The following is a 16,405-nucleotide window of genomic DNA, read 5'->3' as shown; positions in this document are numbered from 1 at the left end:
TACAATTATTTTACACTATGGCGGAAATGTAATATAAATGTAATAATGGTTTAAAGCAGAATATCCGCTGTATATTTCATTATATGGCTTTTTTCGTGTAATATGACATGCTTTAACTCGACAATGTATTATGTATTCGATGTGTTGTTAAAAAGTCCTTCTTTTTGCCGTAGACAAATAACAGGGGCATGTGTTGCCCCTGTTTGCCTTTAAGTTTTTGATTTTTTTAAGCTGCGGAAGAAATTGACCACTTTGCCCCTAAACTTCCTGTAAGCCGGTATGATATGCACCCATAAGTAGTAGAAAAACGGCGAAATTGGCAAGTCAAATTCTCCGATGAATTCGGTAAATTCACCGCTAAAGCCTTTTTTAAACCTATATAAGCCGTAAAGGGGATTGTCAGGCGAAAGGTCTCCGGATACGCCACGAAAGTCATACATGGTGCAGTTGTTTTCTTTTGCCCACTTTATCATTTCCCACTGAAGTGCATAGTTGGGCATGACGTTTCTGTCCTGATTTGATGAAGCTCCATATATATACCAGGCCTTATCGCCAAAGATAAAGGCCAAGGTGCCTGCAACATATCTTCCATTATATTCGGCCATGAAAAGTCGGGCCAGCCCCTTTTCCACCAGCTCGTCCCACAGTGTTTCAAAGTAGTCAAAGCCCCTTACTAAGAATTTGTCTCTTATACATGTTTCTTCGAGGATTTCGTAAAATGGTTTTAAATCCTCTCGATTGCCTACTTTTACCGTAACGCCTTTGCGTGAAGCAAGGCGAATATTGTATCGGGTCTTATGGTGAAAGGCAGCCATTATATCTTCCAAGGGCTTTGATATGTCAAGGCGAAATACAAATTTAGGCTGGACTCCCTCAAAATTTTTGCCTGAGTCTAAAGGGGTAAAGCCCAGTGAACGGAGGTTTTTCACCACCGTTTCATTAGGCGCTTTTATATCCGGATCTATTTTTAAAAGGATAGCCCCGTGTTTTTTGGCAAGTTCTTTGACTTTTGAAAATAAAAACTTTAAAGTATCCTTATCTGTATAATCGGCTACCGGGCCCCTCGGTGCATAGAAGATGCATTTATTAAAGCCCGGAATGGGAAGCCTGCGTTTTAATATGGAGATTCCCGCTATGGGCTTGTCCTTGTCAATTACAAGCAGCCTTATAGGTTCCCAACCAGTATGTCGCTTTACCTCGCCCCATTCATAGGACTGGAGTACATGGCCTTTTGGTCCCCACGCCATGAAATGATTAAACAGGTCTTTCTCCTCTTGATTTATGATTTTTATCTCCATTATAATGTATAACCTCCGAAATATTTTAGTTCCTTAATCAATACAATTATAATTATACACGATTTGTACAGGATTTGCGCGGGGATTAAATAAGATGTTACTGGATTTTTATCCCATTCATAACCTGAGCTAGTTTATCCGCACCTTGTTTTAGTCTATTAGTAGAGCTTGCAATTTCTTCAAGGAGCGCGTGCTGTTTTTTAACAGATTCAGCCATTTCCTGTACCAGGTTGGTATTATCTCTGCTAAAATCAGCTATCTTATTAAAGTTTTGAGTGGTGTTTTCAGCTGATGCAGACATTTGCTGTGTGGCTGCAGAAATTTCCTGCATCTGATGCGCCACATCGGTCACGGAACTCAAGATTTTCTCAAAGGCAGCAGATGCTTCTTTTACAGCTTCTATGCCTTTTTCTACATTGGCTGATCCTTTATCTTTGGCCTTTACGGCCTTTTCCACTTCATTTATTACTGTGGCAATTAGCTCTCCTATTTGTTTTGCAGCCTCGCCGGATTGCTCTGCAAGTTTTCTTATCTCATCAGCTACAACTGCAAAGCCGCGCCCCTGCTCACCAGCTCTGGCAGCTTCAATGGCGGCATTTAGTGCCAAAAGGTTGGTCTGGTCTGCAATACCTGTAATTGTCTCTACGATCTGGCCTATGGTCTCAGAGCTTTCTCCCAAAGATTTTATTACATCTGAAGTATAATTGCTGGATTCCCTGATTTTTTCCATTTGCAGTGCAACCTGTTCGATGGCGGTTTTTCCGGAATGGGCAAGCTGAGATGTTTCTGCTGCAGTAGCCGCCGTCTCTGATGAATTTGCAGCAATTTGCTCGACACCTGCACTCATTTGAGACAGCATGTCCATTATGTTATCTAGAAGAGTATGCATTTGGTTTATGCTCTCGGAACTCTTTGCTAAGCTTTCTCTCACAGCACTTTCGTATGTTGATGAAGTTTCTTGGCTTTGCTGCGCTATTTGTTCTATATGATCGGTTGTAGATATGATTTCATCAGTTGTATCTTTTACATTTTTTAAGATACTCCTTGCCTTTTCCAAGGATTCATTATATGCATTCACAAGTAACCCCATGTCAGCACCTATGACTTTGGCCTTTACGGTAAAGTCACCATGTGCTATGGCCTCAAGGCTCTGTCCGAGGGCCTTAAGAGGACGTGAAGCTCTCTTTGAAATCAATAAAGATATAAAACCTGAGACTAAAGCGGCTATTGCTATTGCCGAAAGATTTATCGGATTTGACAGATCTCCTGCGTGGAAATAGTATGTGTACCCTGCCAAAGACGCCGCCACTAGTAACATTGTGGGAAGAATGATTCCAAGTACGACTCGCACTCGAATGCCTTTCATAATGCTCCTCCTAACATTAATATTTGCATAGAATTAACAAATATTACATAAATTTTATAATTTATATTACGACAAATGTTTGTCTTTTCCTGCTAATTTCCTGGGAAATTGTCGAAATGTGGAAATTAAGACTTTGGAAAAATAAAAAAGGCCACCCTATAGAAGGTCTGCCTTTTTTATATACTTATGATATTAAAATTGATTTGATATTATTCCTAAATTCATCTTAAGAGCGGCTATTTAAAGCTGCCTTTATAAAGTTGCTAAATAGGGGATGGGGGTTGTTTGGCCGCGATTTAAACTCGGGATGAAATACAGTTGCTAAAAACCATGGGTGATCTCGTAGCTCAATGATTTCCACAAAATCATTATCAGGGCAAATTCCTGAGAAGACCATCCCGTATTGGGCTAAGGTCTCTCTATAGTCATTGTTAAACTCATAACGGTGGCGGTGCCGCTCATGTATTAATTCACTGCCATAGGCTACTCTTGCCTTGGTGTTTTCCGATAGCCTGCACGGGAAGCTGCCTAAGCGCATAGCGGCAACATCTTCGCTTTGTGCCTTTTTGGGGAAATCTACTACAGGATGTGGTGTGTCAGGATTTACTTCGGTGGTATAGGCATCTTTTAAGCCACATACATTCCGAGCAAATTCAACTACTGCACACTGCATTCCTATTCCTACGCCGAAAAACGGAATTTTGTTTTCCCTGGCGTATTTTATAGCCATTATCTTTCCTTCAATTCCCCGCTGTCCAAAGCCTCCGGGAACTATTATACCGTCTATGCCATCAAAAACCTCAGCTAGATTTGGTGTTTTCTCCAGTTTTTCCGAATGGACCCATTTTATATTGACCTTGGTATTATTGTCTATTCCGCCGTGGCAAAGGGCTTCGACCACACTAAGATAGGCATCGTGCAGTTCAACATATTTGCCCACTAATGCTATATTTACCTCTTTTGTGGGATTCTTTATTTTGTTTACTATTTCTTCCCACTCGGAAAGCTCAGATTTCATGCCATCTACGCCCAGTTTTTTAGCTACGATTTGGTCAAGGCCTTCAGCTTTAAGTATGAGAGGCACTTCATAGATAGTTTCAGCATCGTAGTTTTGAATGACACACTCAGGCTCCACATTGCAAAAGAGGGCTATCTTATCCTTTACATCCTGGGACAAAGCCCGTTCGGAGCGGCAAACTATGATATCAGGCTGTATACCTATGCTTCTAAGTTCCTTTACACTGTGCTGAGTGGGTTTGGTCTTTAATTCACCAGCTGATGATATATATGGGACTAAAGTTACATGGATATAGAGGACATTGTCACGGCCTACTTCAGTCTTCATCTGCCTTATGGCTTCCAAAAAGGGCAAGCTTTCAATATCGCCCACTGTGCCGCCGATTTCGGTTATTACAACATCTGCGTTAAACTCTTTTCCCAACCTGATGATGCGCTCTTTTATTTCATTTGTTATATGCGGTATGACCTGCACCGTTTTGCCGTTATATCCACCTTGACGTTCCTTAGTAATGACTGACCAATATATGTCCCCAGTAGTCGTATCGCTGTTTTTGGTAAGATTTATATCTACGAAGCGCTCATAGTGGCCCACATCTAAATCGGTTTCACCGCCGTCATCTGTAACATATACTTCACCGTGCTGGTAAGGACTCATTGTGCCTGGGTTCACATTAATATAGGGGTCAAACTTCTGCATGGTAACAGATAGACCCCTGCTTTTTAAGAGCCTCCCCAAAGAGGCTGCCGTTATGCCCTTGCCCAGCGAAGATACTACGCCTCCTGTAACAAATATATACTTTGTTGACATGAACAAAATCCTCCTTAAAATTTTCCGAGCACAAGTCTCATACAATTTATTTTAGTCATTTGCAAGTATGGTTGTCAATAGCAACAGTCTCTATTTTAACAAGCCGTCAATGGTATCAAAAAGGGGCTTAAAAATACTTTGGGTTATATTAGTTGGATTTAAATAATGGAGTTGAAAAATATGAAATATGCCGTACACAGCTCCTATAATTAAAATTGCGCTAAAAACTGCCAGTTCGCGCCTCATTTGATTTTTTATAAGGTATGGCAGTTCCAATATCAGGATTATGATAACAGTTATAATTAACAATGCCAATATAATCCCCTACTTTACAAAGATAAATAAACTAGTTGACAGCAGGCGTATCCGTAATCATGCCTGTGCGGCGGACTTTAGCCTCTACATTCACCGTCACTTTAATATCAGGGTAAATTTCGCGCCAATCTTGCTGTATCTGTTTCCAAAATTGAGGATACCTTTTGTGCAAGCGATTGCCAAAACCAAATATATCTGCCTCAAACTCATTTTGAGCCTTGTTTAGGGCATTCTCTACCAAGGCTTTTATTTCATGGGCCGCCTTTTGTTCAACGGCTTTTATGACATCGGGCCTTGCTATAGGCCTTGTATCATCATGTTGTTGAAGATCACCTTCCGCTTTTATATCTATAATAAAAGAAATCTCATCACCTTCTACCCTAGGCACTATCCTGCTGCTGGCCCTTGTCATGGCAAAGGCCACATCTTTTTTATCAAGCTCGTGTACACTAAGTGATATTATACCTTGCCTTGCTCTTCCAATCCCATATAAATATCCCTTAGTTTCCTCATCATTCAGCCAACCTGCCAATTTGCCTTTTCTAAAGACAGCGGTGCCACCTAAGCGAACCGCCTTTTGACCATTGCCCTTGTCCGAACTATTTCCAGGCTGGCTTTGCCCCTCCTCCTTGCGTTCAAAGATTTCTATGCAAGATGCCACTGCATCCTGTCCTGGGGTGATTAGTTGATTTGCAAAGCGTTTAATATCTATTGTAAAAACTTTGCTCGCAACAGGTTGATTCTGAACAATACCCATGACTTCTTGGGATAACAGTTCTTCGAATTCCGGCTCTGTCTCCAATATATCCAAAGCTTGACCTTTAGCAACTAAAACCCAGGTATTCAGGCGAATATCTTTTGAACGCAAAATGACGTCTATGATTTGGTCGACACCATCCCGAGCTAATCTTTCACCAATTACAAAAATATTTGCATGGGAAATATATTCCCGGCGGGGCAGGCGTGCAGCCAGGTTTCGCCCCGCCTCCCAGGCAGTAGCTCCGATACTTGATACCAGCACTGTCGGTTTGTCACTTCCACTGCCATTTCCCCCTAAAGGGCCTTGACTGGCTAAATCACGGGGTTTTATCATATTTGCACTTATCAACCACTTGTCCTGACCGTCTATGGTTACCTTATCAGTTCCAATTATCGTAGCCATGGCCAATTTTTCGATTTCTCTTCTGCTCCAGCACCCAGTAAAAGAAAACAAGATAAACACAATGATGAGAATTGTTACGAAACGCTTACCCACTTTTTTGCTGGCCTCCTTTTTTGGTCAATACAGCGATTATTAATAAGACCAATGGAATACCTAATTCAAAAACAAAAGCATAAAATGAAAACACTTCAGTAAGCCACTGGATTGACTGGATTGAGCTTTCAAAAAGCTCCAGTGACCACACTCCCAAAAGAAGCCCTAGAGGCAGCACTACAGGACGATAATCAGAAAGGCCAAGGAGCTGACCTGTTCCCAAAGATGCTATATAAAAAAAAGTTGCAACTTTTATGGTAACTCCCGCTACCCACATTACTAAGACCAGCGCTTCCACTCGTTCAATAAACCGCCCAATAGTTATACACCTTGCTAGCTCAAAAAAGGGAAAAGTGAGATATTTCGTGAGCTCTCCTATTACTGCAGTCGTAAACACAGTGGCAAATGTGAGGATAATTCCTATAATAATCACCGAATATGCCAGGTATTTTCCGACATTATCCGAGTCATCTACATAAGGCAAAAGCATTGAAACCACAATAATTTCCCCTCGCCATGCCATGGGTGCCCAAGATCCTCTAAGGATTGGCTTTATGCCGTTTTCCATAACCGGCAGCAGATTTGAAAAATCCGCCTCTTGCATTGCTAAAAGAAATACTCCGGCAATGGACAAAGTAAAAAGGGGAAAGATAAATTCGTTGGCACGACATATAACTTCCAGGCCGCTTTTTGTAGCCCAGGCACCCAGAAAAAGGAGAATAATATTAAAGGCAATTAGCGGCGTCTCCGGCATAAATGATGTAAGGATAAAATCTCCGAATTCCCGTACAACTACAGAATTTATATGGATAAACCAAAGGATATAAGCGGCTCCAACTACTTTTCCCAAAGGGCCAGCAATAATTTGTGAGTATTCGATTATCGTCTTGTTGGGAAATCTTTGCCACAATTTTATGATTACCAAGGCAGTGAGTAAGCCATAAACTGTAGCCACAACAAGAGTGCAAATCCACCCATCGCGACCTGCTGCAGCTGCCGTAATGGCAGGCACTGTTAGAACTGCTGTTGATACGACCACCGTAAAGGTAAGTAACAGTACCCCTTGTCGGCTGCTAACTTTCCCCTTTTCAAGCACCACTTTTCCCTCCTTTGTCGTCTTTTTTGTTTTGAGAGGGGCCGGGCTTTTGACCCAACTTTTGACGCTTGCTGTCCTGTAACCCCATAAATTTAGGCCGTCTTATCATTGCCCACCAGGGCATTCGAATAAAACTGTCTTTAAAATCACTGGAACTAAAGGGGGCTAAAGGTGTAATATATGGCACTCCAAAAGAGCGCAAAGTACAAACATGTATCAATATGGCCATTAAGCCTACCATTATGCCAAATAAGCCAAAGGATGCTGCTAAAACCATCATGGGAAACCTTAAAATGCGGACGGCGTAGGAGCCGCTTATAGTAGGAATGGTAAAGGAGGCTATGGCAGTAAGAGACACCACCATAACCATGGCAGAAGTTACGAGGCCCGCACTGACTGCCGCTTGACCTATAACGAGGGCCCCTACGATACTTACTGCCTGACCGATAGGCCTTGGCAGGCGGACACCGGCTTCCCTTAAAAATTCAAACACCATTTCCATCATAATCGCTTCAAGAAAAGCAGGAAACGGCACTCCCTCCCGCTGCCCTGCAATGGAAATTAAAAGAGGGGTGGGCAGCATCTCTTGATGGAAGGTTAGCACTGCAATATAAGCTGATGGAAGCAAAAGGGCTATGTTCATGGTTACGAATCTTAAAATTCGCGTAAAAGTAGCATAGGGAAATCTATTGTAGTAGTCCTCCGGTGATTGGAGAAACTGCAGAAATGTAGCAGGTACTATCAGGCATATAGGTGTATTGTCAACCAGTATGCCCACACGGCCTTCCAGAAGGCACGCACACATGCGGTCAGGGCGCTCCGTAGTATTTACCTGGGGAAAAATCGAGCTTGGATCATCTTCAATGAATTCTTCCAAATATGAACTCTCAAGGACTCCGTCAATTTCTATGCGTTTTATTCGCCGCTTAACTTCATCTACTATTTTGTCATTTGCAATGCCGTCGATATAAATTACAGCCACGTCAGTTTGGCTAAGTGTGCCCACTTTAAATATTTCCATTTTAAGGCGGGAGGTTTTGAGGCGGCGCCGTATCAGTGTAGTGTTTGTGCGAAGGCTTTCTACAAAGCCATCTCTTGGACCGCGGACAAGGGGCTCGGATTGGGGCTCTTCCACACTACGGTCTTCCATTTGTCTGACACTTGAAACAATGGCTTGGGGTGTGCCCTCAATTAACAGGACAGCCTGTCCCGATAATATATTTTCCACCACTTTGGTCATATCATTTACGATGTGCACCTCAGTGGTGCTCAAAAAACTATCCTTAATTATATTGAAAGCATTGGATCTGTTTATTTCTTGACCTTTCAGAATGGCGGGATTAAGCTGTAGTGAACGCAGTACATTGGTAGCAGTAAGCTTTTCATCAATCATGCCGTCAATGTATATCAAAAACCCGTCAATGGGCTCCTCAGCATTTATCTGAAAGCTCCTCATGGCCACATCGTTACAGCGGTCAAATACGCTTCTTAGGTATTTGATGTTTTCGTCAAGATTTGAGGACAACAAAACATTTTCGCTGCTCTTTTCAATTTTTATATCTTCATTTTCTGAGATTTGTCTGCTAAATATATTTTTTATTTTATTAATAAAGCCAAACATTACTTCACCTGATTATCATGTATATAATTTCATTTAGTTATTGTATCCATTATAAAAAAAATAATCCCCTGAAAGGCTATTACCTTCGGGGATTGTTTTTCACAATACATTTTAAAATTTATTGACTTATTTCAAAAGAATTCTGTTTTCAGGTTTTACCAACCTTATTAATATAGCGGCAGCTTCTGCTCGGCTTATATTTGCATCGGGATTAAAGGTTAGATTTTTGTCTTGGCCCATGAGTATACCGGCATTATACAATTTAAAGATCTCAAAATTATATTTTGTTGTATGGTCTACATCAGGAAGACTTAATATATTGTTTAATTTTTTAAATTCACTGTTAGGCAGGGTGTTTGCTAAAACGTATGCAAATTCTGCCCTGGTTGCAGGTTTTGACAGCACAGTAAATTCATCTCCGTAGATGATTCGCTTACTAATAACATAATAAACTGCACCGTCATACCAACTGGGACCGGTATTTTCTATATCTGGCCCTTCGCCATTGTAGATTTTGTTTATCCGAGCCGCCATAGTGAAGAGTTCAGCAATGGTTACATTGCCCTGAGGATCAAATTTACCTTTACCCTTGCCTTCCATGAGCCCCAATTCATAGCATGTTGCAACATTCTTTGCAAACCAATCGTTTTCCTTTACGTCAGTAAAAGCACCCGGTGAATATGTATTTCGAGCTACAAAATTGTCAAGGCTGATAATTCTATAAGAAATTTGATCTAAACCCTCTGCGGGTTTGCCACCTTCGTCTAAAATTTCTATAAGACATATATCTGATGAGGCGCCCCAAGCAGTACTTGATGCCAGATATAGCCCAGGTTCATTTAAAGTTATATAGCCGGAGGTTATTTCATACTTTCCTATATACTGATCTCCAGGATACTCCTTAGTTTCTATCGTATCTATTTTCTCCAAGTGTTCATTATACATACTAACTTTATATGTTATATCATCCCATTTTAAAGGTGTCCGCTCTATGCCGCCGTATAAGTATTGGCTGGGATTCGTAAACTCAAGCGGGTTTACCTTGTAAACATCTACATATGCTAATTTATTAGGGTTATTAATTCTCAAAACTCCAGGACTCTTTGCCGTATATTTTGTGTAACGATTTTCATAGCTGGAACTTTCAAAGCTTACCGTTACCTTGGAGATGAGATTGTCCAGAGAGAAAACACTGTTTTCCCGAGTATCAGCATTTGCAAAAGCCGGAAACATGAAAAATAAAGACGATATAAATATGGCTAATAAGAGGAAAATATATTTTTTCATCTGGTTTCCTCCTGTGATAGTTTTTCTAATAAGAACATATAATTTACATTACTACAACATTTGTGGCCTTGTTATATTAAAATTCCCCCGAAAACTATGTCTCGGGGGATATATTCCGTTTAATCTTCATAATCTAATACTATTATGCGCTGCTGGTCTCCAAGATCGTCAGCGGTAATTTCTACGATATTAGAGCCCAAATGCTCTCCGTGGCCCATTTTTTCCAAGAACTTTTCTACCGGATCTATGGGCATGCTGACGGCCGGTGTCTTAAAGTGCATGGGAATTATAATTTTAGGGGAAAATTGTTCCACTGCCGCGGCGGCTCCCTCTGCATCCAGAGTAAATGTGCCACCAACAGGAATCAGCAACACATCAACATGACCGATGTCTTCCAGTTGCGTTTTTGACAGTAGATGTCCTAAATCACCCAAATGGCATACTTTAATTCCATCAATATTGAATGTATAGATTATGTTAGGACCTCGTTTGGCTCCTTTGACTTCATCATGGTAAGCAGAAACCCCATTTATGCTTATATTGCCAATGGTGCATTCTCCAGGAAATTTGATGACTTGGGGGTCACCCTGAATTCCTTCCACATAATTGTGATCATAATGGTCATGACTGACAGTAACGATATCTGCTTCAATCATCGGTATCTTATATCCCACACTGCCGTCAAAGGGGTCGGTAATTATCTTGGTGCCATCTTGTGATTCCAACAAAAAGCAAGCATGACCGAACCATCGAATTTTCACGACCGGAAAACCTCCCTTTCTTTAGTGTCCGAAATAATCAAACACATCTTCACCCAAATCCTGATAAAGGCTTCTATCTCTATACAGCCGTTTTCATCCTCAATTTTCAAACTAAAGCATCTTAACAATAATATATTCTCGTCAAAACTTCAAATTCCTTCTTTTTACGGATATTTTATGTATTCCCAGCAATGTTAATTCTTGGGATATATCTACATGCGCTCCGGTGCTGTAATGCCCAAAATTGAAAAGGCATTTCTTAACACCTGTTGAGTAGCCATGACCAAAAGGAGCCTGGCTTTTGTTAAATTATCGTCATCGGTAAGGACTCTGCATTTATTGTAAAAGGAATGAAATGCTGCCGCAAGCTCCTGTGTGTAAACCGTAATGCGGTATGGCGCAAGATTTTCTGCCGCGAGTTTTATTTCGCTGGGAAAGTCTGCAAGTTTCTTAATCAATTCGATTTCAGATCCTTCTACTAATAAATCTGATGATTTTTTAAACTCATCTAAACTCAAGCCCGCGATATCAGGCAGGTTTACGCCTTGCTCCTTGGCTTGCCTTAATATGCTGGATATGCGAGCATGGGCATATTGGACATAATATACGGGATTATCATCTGATTGTTTTATTGCCAAATCCAAGTCAAAGTCCAAATGGGTATCGGCACTTCGCAGGTTAAAGAAAAACCGTGCTGCATCCTTGCCTACCTCATCTACAATATCGGCTAGTGTCACCGCACGCCCGGTGCGTTTTGACATGCGGGCTATCTCACCGTTGCGATAGAGCCTGACCAGCTGCATGATGATGATTACCAGCTTGTCCGGATCATAACCTAGCGCTTTCAGGGCTCCTTTTATCCGGGCTATATGGCCGTGATGATCGGCTCCCCAAATATCTATTACCAGATCAAAGCCTCTGTCAAATTTGTTTTTATGATAGGCAATATCTGCAGCAAAATATGTAGGCAAACCATTTGCGCGAATGAGCACCTCGTCTTTTGTGGCTCCAAACTCCGAAGCTTTAAACCACAAAGCACCGTCTTTTTCGTAAGTATATCCCTTATCTGTCAGCAATTTTATGACTTCGTTTACCTTTCCGGAGTCGTGGAGGCTTTGTTCAGAAAACCATACATCGAAGTGCACTCCAAAATTCTCCAAATCCGTCTTCATGCGCTTAATGTTTTTCTTTAGGGCATAATCTATAAAGTAAGCGCGGCGGCTTGGGGAATCCATAGACAAAAACCGGTCTCCCTCTTGCTCAATTAGTTCTTTCATATGCTCCTTTATGTCTTCCCCATGGTAGCCGCCTTCCGGTATTTGGCTTTCGTGGCCTAAGAGCTCTAGATAACGAGCTTCCAGCGAAAGACCAAAATTTTCTATCTGATTGCCTGCATCATTTATATAAAATTCTTTTGTGACATCATAGCCTGCCATTTTAAGAATTGATGCTAAGGCATCGCCTAAAGCAGCACCTCTGGCGTTGCCCATGTGCATAGGGCCAGTAGGATTTGCGCTTACAAATTCTACCTGAACTTTTTTCCCGCTTTGACCGTTTAATCTGCCATATTCTTCGCCATTTTTAAGCACATCAAAAATCACTTCATTTGCCCATGTAGGTGCCAGGTAAAAGTTGATAAAGCCCGGGCCCGCCACTTCCACCTTTTCTATAAACGCATCTTTTTTGATCCTTTCCATAATAGCCTCACCAATTTTTCTTGGAGGCATTTTGGCTTGACGGGCAAGAATCATGGCGATGTTTGCCGCAAAATCTCCATGTTCCTTGTCCTGGGGCACCTCAATATAAAAGTCGGGTATTTCCTCTATATTAATGACATTTTCATTGACGGCTTCATTTAAGGCAGCTATAATAAGCTCTTTTAGTCGCTGCTGAACTTTTGTCTTTATGTCCTTCATAAAATCCTCCTACCAAAAAATGTTTAAACTGCAAGGCCTATTTCGTAAGTAAATTCTACCACTCTGTGATTTTTATTGCAACAATTAACGTTTTTTGCCACCACTGGCTCGTCGGGCCCGTTGGACTAAAGCTTCGGCACGTATGCGGGCTGTTTCAATATCTGCATCTTTCGGCTTTCGGCCCATCTGCTTTTGGTATTCTTTTACAAACAGCTCCAAAAATTTATCCATTTTTTCGCTGCCCTTTATTCCCCATTCTTTATAATTTTCCTCTATATAATCGACTATATCCGCGGTTAAATCCATAATAATTCTGAAACGGCGATTTTTTGAGTAGGCAGTTACACCGTAACCCAAAATCACAGCAATAAGTGGTTCCATTACCGCTTCATTTGTAAGAACTTTAACGATAAAGTTAAGCCATGACCAATTCATAAAAAAACCCCCTCCTTTGTTTATACTATGCTGAGGAGGGGTATAGGTGCACTGTTAAGTGAGTTTTCTACTGCCGGGCTTAACTATGGGAATGCCGTCTTTGCAAAGAGGACATTCATCAGGAGCGTAAGCTTTGACTTCTAAGTCCAACAAGTAATGGGCAGGGACGCCAAAGTCAACCTTGCCGCCGCTCCTATCAACTAGTGCTGCCACGGCGGCCACTTCACCGCCCAGCTCTTTTATAAGGGATATGACTTCTTTTACTGAACCACCCGTAGTGACCACATCTTCCACTACTAACACTTTTTCACCGGGCTTTATGGTAAATCCACGCCTAAGGGTCATTTTACCATCTTCCCGCTCTGCAAAAATCGAGCGGGCACCTAGCTGTCTTGCCATTTCATAGGATATAATGATCCCTCCCATGGCAGGACCTACTACCGTTTCTATACCGACTTCTTTAAAACGTTTAGCCAGTTCACCTACTGCCTTTTCTGTAGCATCGGGATACTGGAGAAGCTGCGCGCACTGCAGATATTTACCGCTGTGAAGGCCTGAAGTCAAAAGGAAATGGCCGCTCTTTAAAACATCGGTTTTAGTAAAAAGCTCTAAAATTTCTTCCCTGGTCATACTATATCTCCTTCCTGCTGGTGCCAGGCACCATCGAAAAGTTTGTCAAGGGCCTCTACAGGGTCAGGTGCAGCAGTTACAGGTCTGCCCACGACAATATAGCTTGCTCCAGCTTCCAGTGCTTCTTGAGGCGTCATGATGCGCTTTTGATCTCCTGCTTGAGCCCAACTGGGCCTTACTCCCGGGGTAACGATAATAAAATCTTGCCCTACCGCTTCCCTTATGGCAGTGATTTCTTTTGGGGAAGCCACAACCCCGTCAAGGCCTGCTTGTTTAGTCAAGAGGGCCAGGGTCTTTACCTGCTCCAGAGGAGATTTGGATATGTTAATGTCCTTTAGGTCTCGCTCATCAAGACTCGTAAGCACCGTTACCGCTAAGACAATTGGCTTTTCGGAAACCGAGGCAGCATCCACCGTTTCTCGAACTTTTCTCATCATTTCACGACCGCCAGATGCGTGGACGTTAAACATGAAAGCTTGTGTGCTGAGGGCGGCTTTCGCTGCTCCGGCCACTGTATTTGGAATATCGTGAAACTTTAAGTCAAGAAATACTTTGCATCCTAGGTCATTGATTTTTTTAACAATTTCCGGCCCTTGGGAGCAAAAGAGTTCAAGACCTACTTTAAAAATCGAAACTTTGTGCTTTAAAAGCTTTACTATGTTAAGGGCTTTTTCTTCTTCAGGAGTATCCAGGGCTATGATGACTTTGCTATAGTCGTATGACATGATATGGCTCCTTTCAAAGGTTTATTCAATTCGGCCTGCTTAAAAAGCAGCGGAATAATATTCATAATATTTAATGACTTAATAGGTGCCTGGCACCAATTAATGGGCAGCGCCGATCAGGTCGTGAAGATTTGTTTCCTTCAGATACAAATAGGTTTTTAGGCCTTCAATTATTTCTATGGGTGCTATTGGGTTTACGAAGTTGGCGGTGCCTACGGCTACGGCAGTTGCACCAGCCAGGATAAACTCCACTGCATCCTGCCAGGTGGTAATGCCGCCCATGCCTATTATGGGAACGCTTACGGCTTCATAGACTTCCCATACCATCCGCAGGGCAACAGGCTTTACGGCTGGGCCAGATAGGCCTGCAAATTTGCGGCAAAATACAGGCCCCATGCTGTGAATGTCAATTGCCATACCTAATAGTGTATTTATAAGTGAAATGGCGTCTGCTCCTGCCGACACGACTGCTTCAGCGATTTTTTGAATATGAGATACGTTTGGCGAAAGTTTAGCAATAATAGGTAGCCTTGTAGCTTCCCGAACAGCTTTGATAACTTCAGAGGCGCTTTCCGGCTCCTGTCCAAAGGCCAGGCCTCCTTTTTCCACATTGGGGCAGGATATGTTTACCTCCAGTGCCGCTAAATTTTCAAGGGTTGAGAGCTGTTTTGCTATTTTGTAATAGTCCTCTACAGTATCCCCTGAAATATTGGCTATTACTGGAATTTTGAGTTTTGAAAGGCATGGCCACTCTTTTGCTATAAACTGTTCTACACCTGGGTTTTCAAGGCCGACGGAGTTTAATACACCAGCAGGAGTTTCGTGAATTCTCGGTGGAGGATTGCCGGCCTTAGGCATTAGAGTAAGGCCTTTCGTAACTAATGCGCCTAATTTGTTTATGTCGTAGAAGTTCTTGTACTCATTGCCAAAGCCGAAGGTGCCCGATGCCACCATTACAGGGTTTTGCATTTTAATACCGGCTATATTTACGGTTAAATCTGTGTTGTCAGTCATTGGTATTCTCCTTTATTCAAGCTCTATTTCACCGGCTTCAAACACCGGTCCGTCTTTGCAAACTTTTTTGTAACCAGCCTGAGAGGATTTAACAGAACATCCCAAACACGCACCTACGCCACAGGCCATGCGCTCTTCAAGAGAAAGATATGCGGTTATGTGCTCACCTGCCGCAATATCCTTTATGCTGGAAAGTAGCGGCTTTGGCCCGCAGGCATATATAATTAGATTTGATTTGTCCTGGTATTGATTTAAATGCTCTTTGAAAAGTGTTGTTGGAAAGCCTTTATAGCCTAGAGTTCCGTCATCGGTGCAAATCGTGGCTTTAATCCCCAGTGAGCTTAAAAAATCTATACCGAAGGCTTCCTGCTTTGTGGCAAATCCAAGGAAGGTCAAAGGCAGGTGGCCGTTTTTATGGTCCTTTGCAATTTGTTTGGCAAGATACAAAAGTGGTGCTACACCGATTCCTCCGCCGATTATAATAGAAGTTTTACCCTCTTCCGGCATGGGAAATCCCCTGCCCAGGGGCCCGATTATATCTAACCGGTCCCCCGGCCTCTTTTGACAAAGAAGATGGGTTCCCTGACCTATTACCCTGTATATGATTTCTACTTTACCGGTTTTTTTGTCTGCATCGGATATGCTTATTGGCCTGCGAAGTAGCGGCGCAAAGGTATCGGAGCAACGTATGTGTAAGAATTGACCAGGCTGTGCAGCTTCGGCTATTTCAGCCTCTATTTCCATGAGATAAATATCCGGTGCAATTTGAGTATTCTGTGTAATATTTGCAAATAAAGCAGCTGGAGTGCTCAAAGGGCATCCCCCTTTCTTTGATTTTAATAGCGTCTCGATTTTCAA

General features: G+C 42.1%; 15 protein-coding genes. All 15 read right to left on the bottom strand.

What is annotated here, in order from left to right; all coding sequences use genetic code 11:
- Nucleotides 1–209: 209 nt before the first annotated feature.
- The gene (locus tag JT739_RS02190; RefSeq protein ID WP_237659452.1) at nucleotides 210–1,298 is read right to left on the bottom strand and encodes a peptidoglycan bridge formation glycyltransferase FemA/FemB family protein; all 1,089 of its coding nucleotides are present in this window, start codon (nucleotides 1,296–1,298) and stop codon (nucleotides 210–212) included.
- Between the two features lie 97 nt (nucleotides 1,299–1,395).
- Entirely contained in the window at nucleotides 1,396–2,664 is a 1,269-nt protein-coding gene (locus JT739_RS02185; RefSeq protein WP_237659451.1) for a methyl-accepting chemotaxis protein, read from the bottom strand.
- Between the two features lie 226 nt (nucleotides 2,665–2,890).
- The gene (locus tag JT739_RS02180; RefSeq protein WP_237659450.1) at nucleotides 2,891–4,492 is read right to left on the bottom strand and encodes a CTP synthase; all 1,602 of its coding nucleotides are present in this window, start codon (nucleotides 4,490–4,492) and stop codon (nucleotides 2,891–2,893) included.
- 90 nt (nucleotides 4,493–4,582) lie between these two features.
- Nucleotides 4,583–4,807 carry a hypothetical protein gene (locus JT739_RS02175; RefSeq protein ID WP_237659449.1) on the bottom strand — a complete coding sequence of 75 codons (225 nt, stop codon included), beginning with the start codon at nucleotides 4,805–4,807 and terminating at the stop codon, nucleotides 4,583–4,585.
- A 31-nt stretch (nucleotides 4,808–4,838) separates the two neighbouring features.
- A complete protein-coding gene (locus JT739_RS02170) occupies nucleotides 4,839–6,062 on the bottom strand; it encodes a Ger(x)C family spore germination protein (RefSeq protein WP_237659448.1) in 1,224 nt (407 codons plus the stop codon).
- The gene (locus JT739_RS02165; protein WP_237659447.1) at nucleotides 6,055–7,158 is read right to left on the bottom strand and encodes an endospore germination permease; all 1,104 of its coding nucleotides are present in this window, start codon (nucleotides 7,156–7,158) and stop codon (nucleotides 6,055–6,057) included. The genes JT739_RS02170 and JT739_RS02165 overlap by 8 nt, the downstream gene beginning before the upstream one ends.
- Nucleotides 7,151–8,779 carry a spore germination protein gene (locus JT739_RS02160; protein WP_237659446.1) on the bottom strand — a complete coding sequence of 543 codons (1,629 nt, stop codon included), beginning with the start codon at nucleotides 8,777–8,779 and terminating at the stop codon, nucleotides 7,151–7,153. Before JT739_RS02160 ends, JT739_RS02165 begins: the two co-directional genes overlap by 8 nt.
- 126 nt (nucleotides 8,780–8,905) lie before the next feature.
- Nucleotides 8,906–10,066: an S-layer homology domain-containing protein gene (locus JT739_RS02155; RefSeq protein ID WP_237659445.1), complete on the bottom strand. Its 1,161-nt coding sequence runs from the start codon at nucleotides 10,064–10,066 to the stop codon at nucleotides 8,906–8,908.
- A gap of 119 nt (nucleotides 10,067–10,185) precedes the next feature.
- Entirely contained in the window at nucleotides 10,186–10,827 is a 642-nt protein-coding gene (locus tag JT739_RS02150; protein WP_237659444.1) for an MBL fold metallo-hydrolase, read from the bottom strand.
- Nucleotides 10,828–11,039: 212 nt separating this feature from the next.
- Nucleotides 11,040–12,743, bottom strand: coding sequence for an arginine--tRNA ligase (gene argS / locus JT739_RS02145; protein ID WP_237659443.1), 1,704 nt, complete (start codon nucleotides 12,741–12,743; stop codon nucleotides 11,040–11,042).
- An 84-nt stretch (nucleotides 12,744–12,827) separates the two neighbouring features.
- Entirely contained in the window at nucleotides 12,828–13,178 is a 351-nt protein-coding gene (locus JT739_RS02140) for a hypothetical protein (protein WP_237659442.1), read from the bottom strand.
- Nucleotides 13,179–13,232: 54 nt separating this feature from the next.
- Nucleotides 13,233–13,808 carry an orotate phosphoribosyltransferase gene (gene pyrE, locus JT739_RS02135; protein WP_237659441.1) on the bottom strand — a complete coding sequence of 192 codons (576 nt, stop codon included), beginning with the start codon at nucleotides 13,806–13,808 and terminating at the stop codon, nucleotides 13,233–13,235.
- Nucleotides 13,805–14,533, bottom strand: coding sequence for an orotidine-5'-phosphate decarboxylase (gene pyrF, locus JT739_RS02130; RefSeq protein ID WP_237659440.1), 729 nt, complete (start codon nucleotides 14,531–14,533; stop codon nucleotides 13,805–13,807). The genes pyrE and pyrF overlap by 4 nt, the downstream gene beginning before the upstream one ends.
- Nucleotides 14,534–14,632: 99 nt before the next feature.
- Nucleotides 14,633–15,547, bottom strand: a complete 915-nt coding sequence (locus tag JT739_RS02125) for a dihydroorotate dehydrogenase (protein WP_237659439.1) — start codon at nucleotides 15,545–15,547, stop codon at nucleotides 14,633–14,635.
- 12 nt (nucleotides 15,548–15,559) lie between these two features.
- Nucleotides 15,560–16,360, bottom strand: a complete 801-nt coding sequence (locus JT739_RS02120; protein ID WP_237659438.1) for a dihydroorotate dehydrogenase electron transfer subunit — start codon at nucleotides 16,358–16,360, stop codon at nucleotides 15,560–15,562.
- Nucleotides 16,361–16,405: the final 45 nt, after the last annotated feature.

It is taken from the genome of Tepidanaerobacter sp. GT38 (assembly GCF_021991635.1).
In the GTDB taxonomy this organism is placed as follows: domain Bacteria; phylum Bacillota; class Thermosediminibacteria; order Thermosediminibacterales; family Tepidanaerobacteraceae; genus DTU063.
Note: the sequence above shows the minus strand (reverse complement) of the source record. Positions and strands in the feature narration are given on the sequence as shown.

What these genes read in the sequence shown, in the direction of transcription:
- JT739_RS02140 (WP_237659442.1), bottom strand. Translation starts at nt 13,178, where the DNA reads ATGAATTGGTCATGGCTTAACTTTATCGTTAAAGTTCTTACAAATGAA.
- JT739_RS02190 (WP_237659452.1), bottom strand. Translation starts at nt 1,298, where the DNA reads ATGGAGATAAAAATCATAAATCAAGAGGAGAAAGACCTGTTTAATCAT.
- pyrF (WP_237659440.1), bottom strand. Translation starts at nt 14,533, where the DNA reads ATGTCATACGACTATAGCAAAGTCATCATAGCCCTGGATACTCCTGAA.
- pyrE (WP_237659441.1), bottom strand. Translation starts at nt 13,808, where the DNA reads ATGACCAGGGAAGAAATTTTAGAGCTTTTTACTAAAACCGATGTTTTA.
- JT739_RS02185 (WP_237659451.1), bottom strand. Translation starts at nt 2,664, where the DNA reads ATGAAAGGCATTCGAGTGCGAGTCGTACTTGGAATCATTCTTCCCACA.
- JT739_RS02155 (WP_237659445.1), bottom strand. Translation starts at nt 10,066, where the DNA reads ATGAAAAAATATATTTTCCTCTTATTAGCCATATTTATATCGTCTTTA.
- JT739_RS02125 (WP_237659439.1), bottom strand. Translation starts at nt 15,547, where the DNA reads ATGACTGACAACACAGATTTAACCGTAAATATAGCCGGTATTAAAATG.
- argS (WP_237659443.1), bottom strand. Translation starts at nt 12,743, where the DNA reads ATGAAGGACATAAAGACAAAAGTTCAGCAGCGACTAAAAGAGCTTATT.
- JT739_RS02180 (WP_237659450.1), bottom strand. Translation starts at nt 4,492, where the DNA reads ATGTCAACAAAGTATATATTTGTTACAGGAGGCGTAGTATCTTCGCTG.
- JT739_RS02160 (WP_237659446.1), bottom strand. Translation starts at nt 8,779, where the DNA reads ATGTTTGGCTTTATTAATAAAATAAAAAATATATTTAGCAGACAAATC.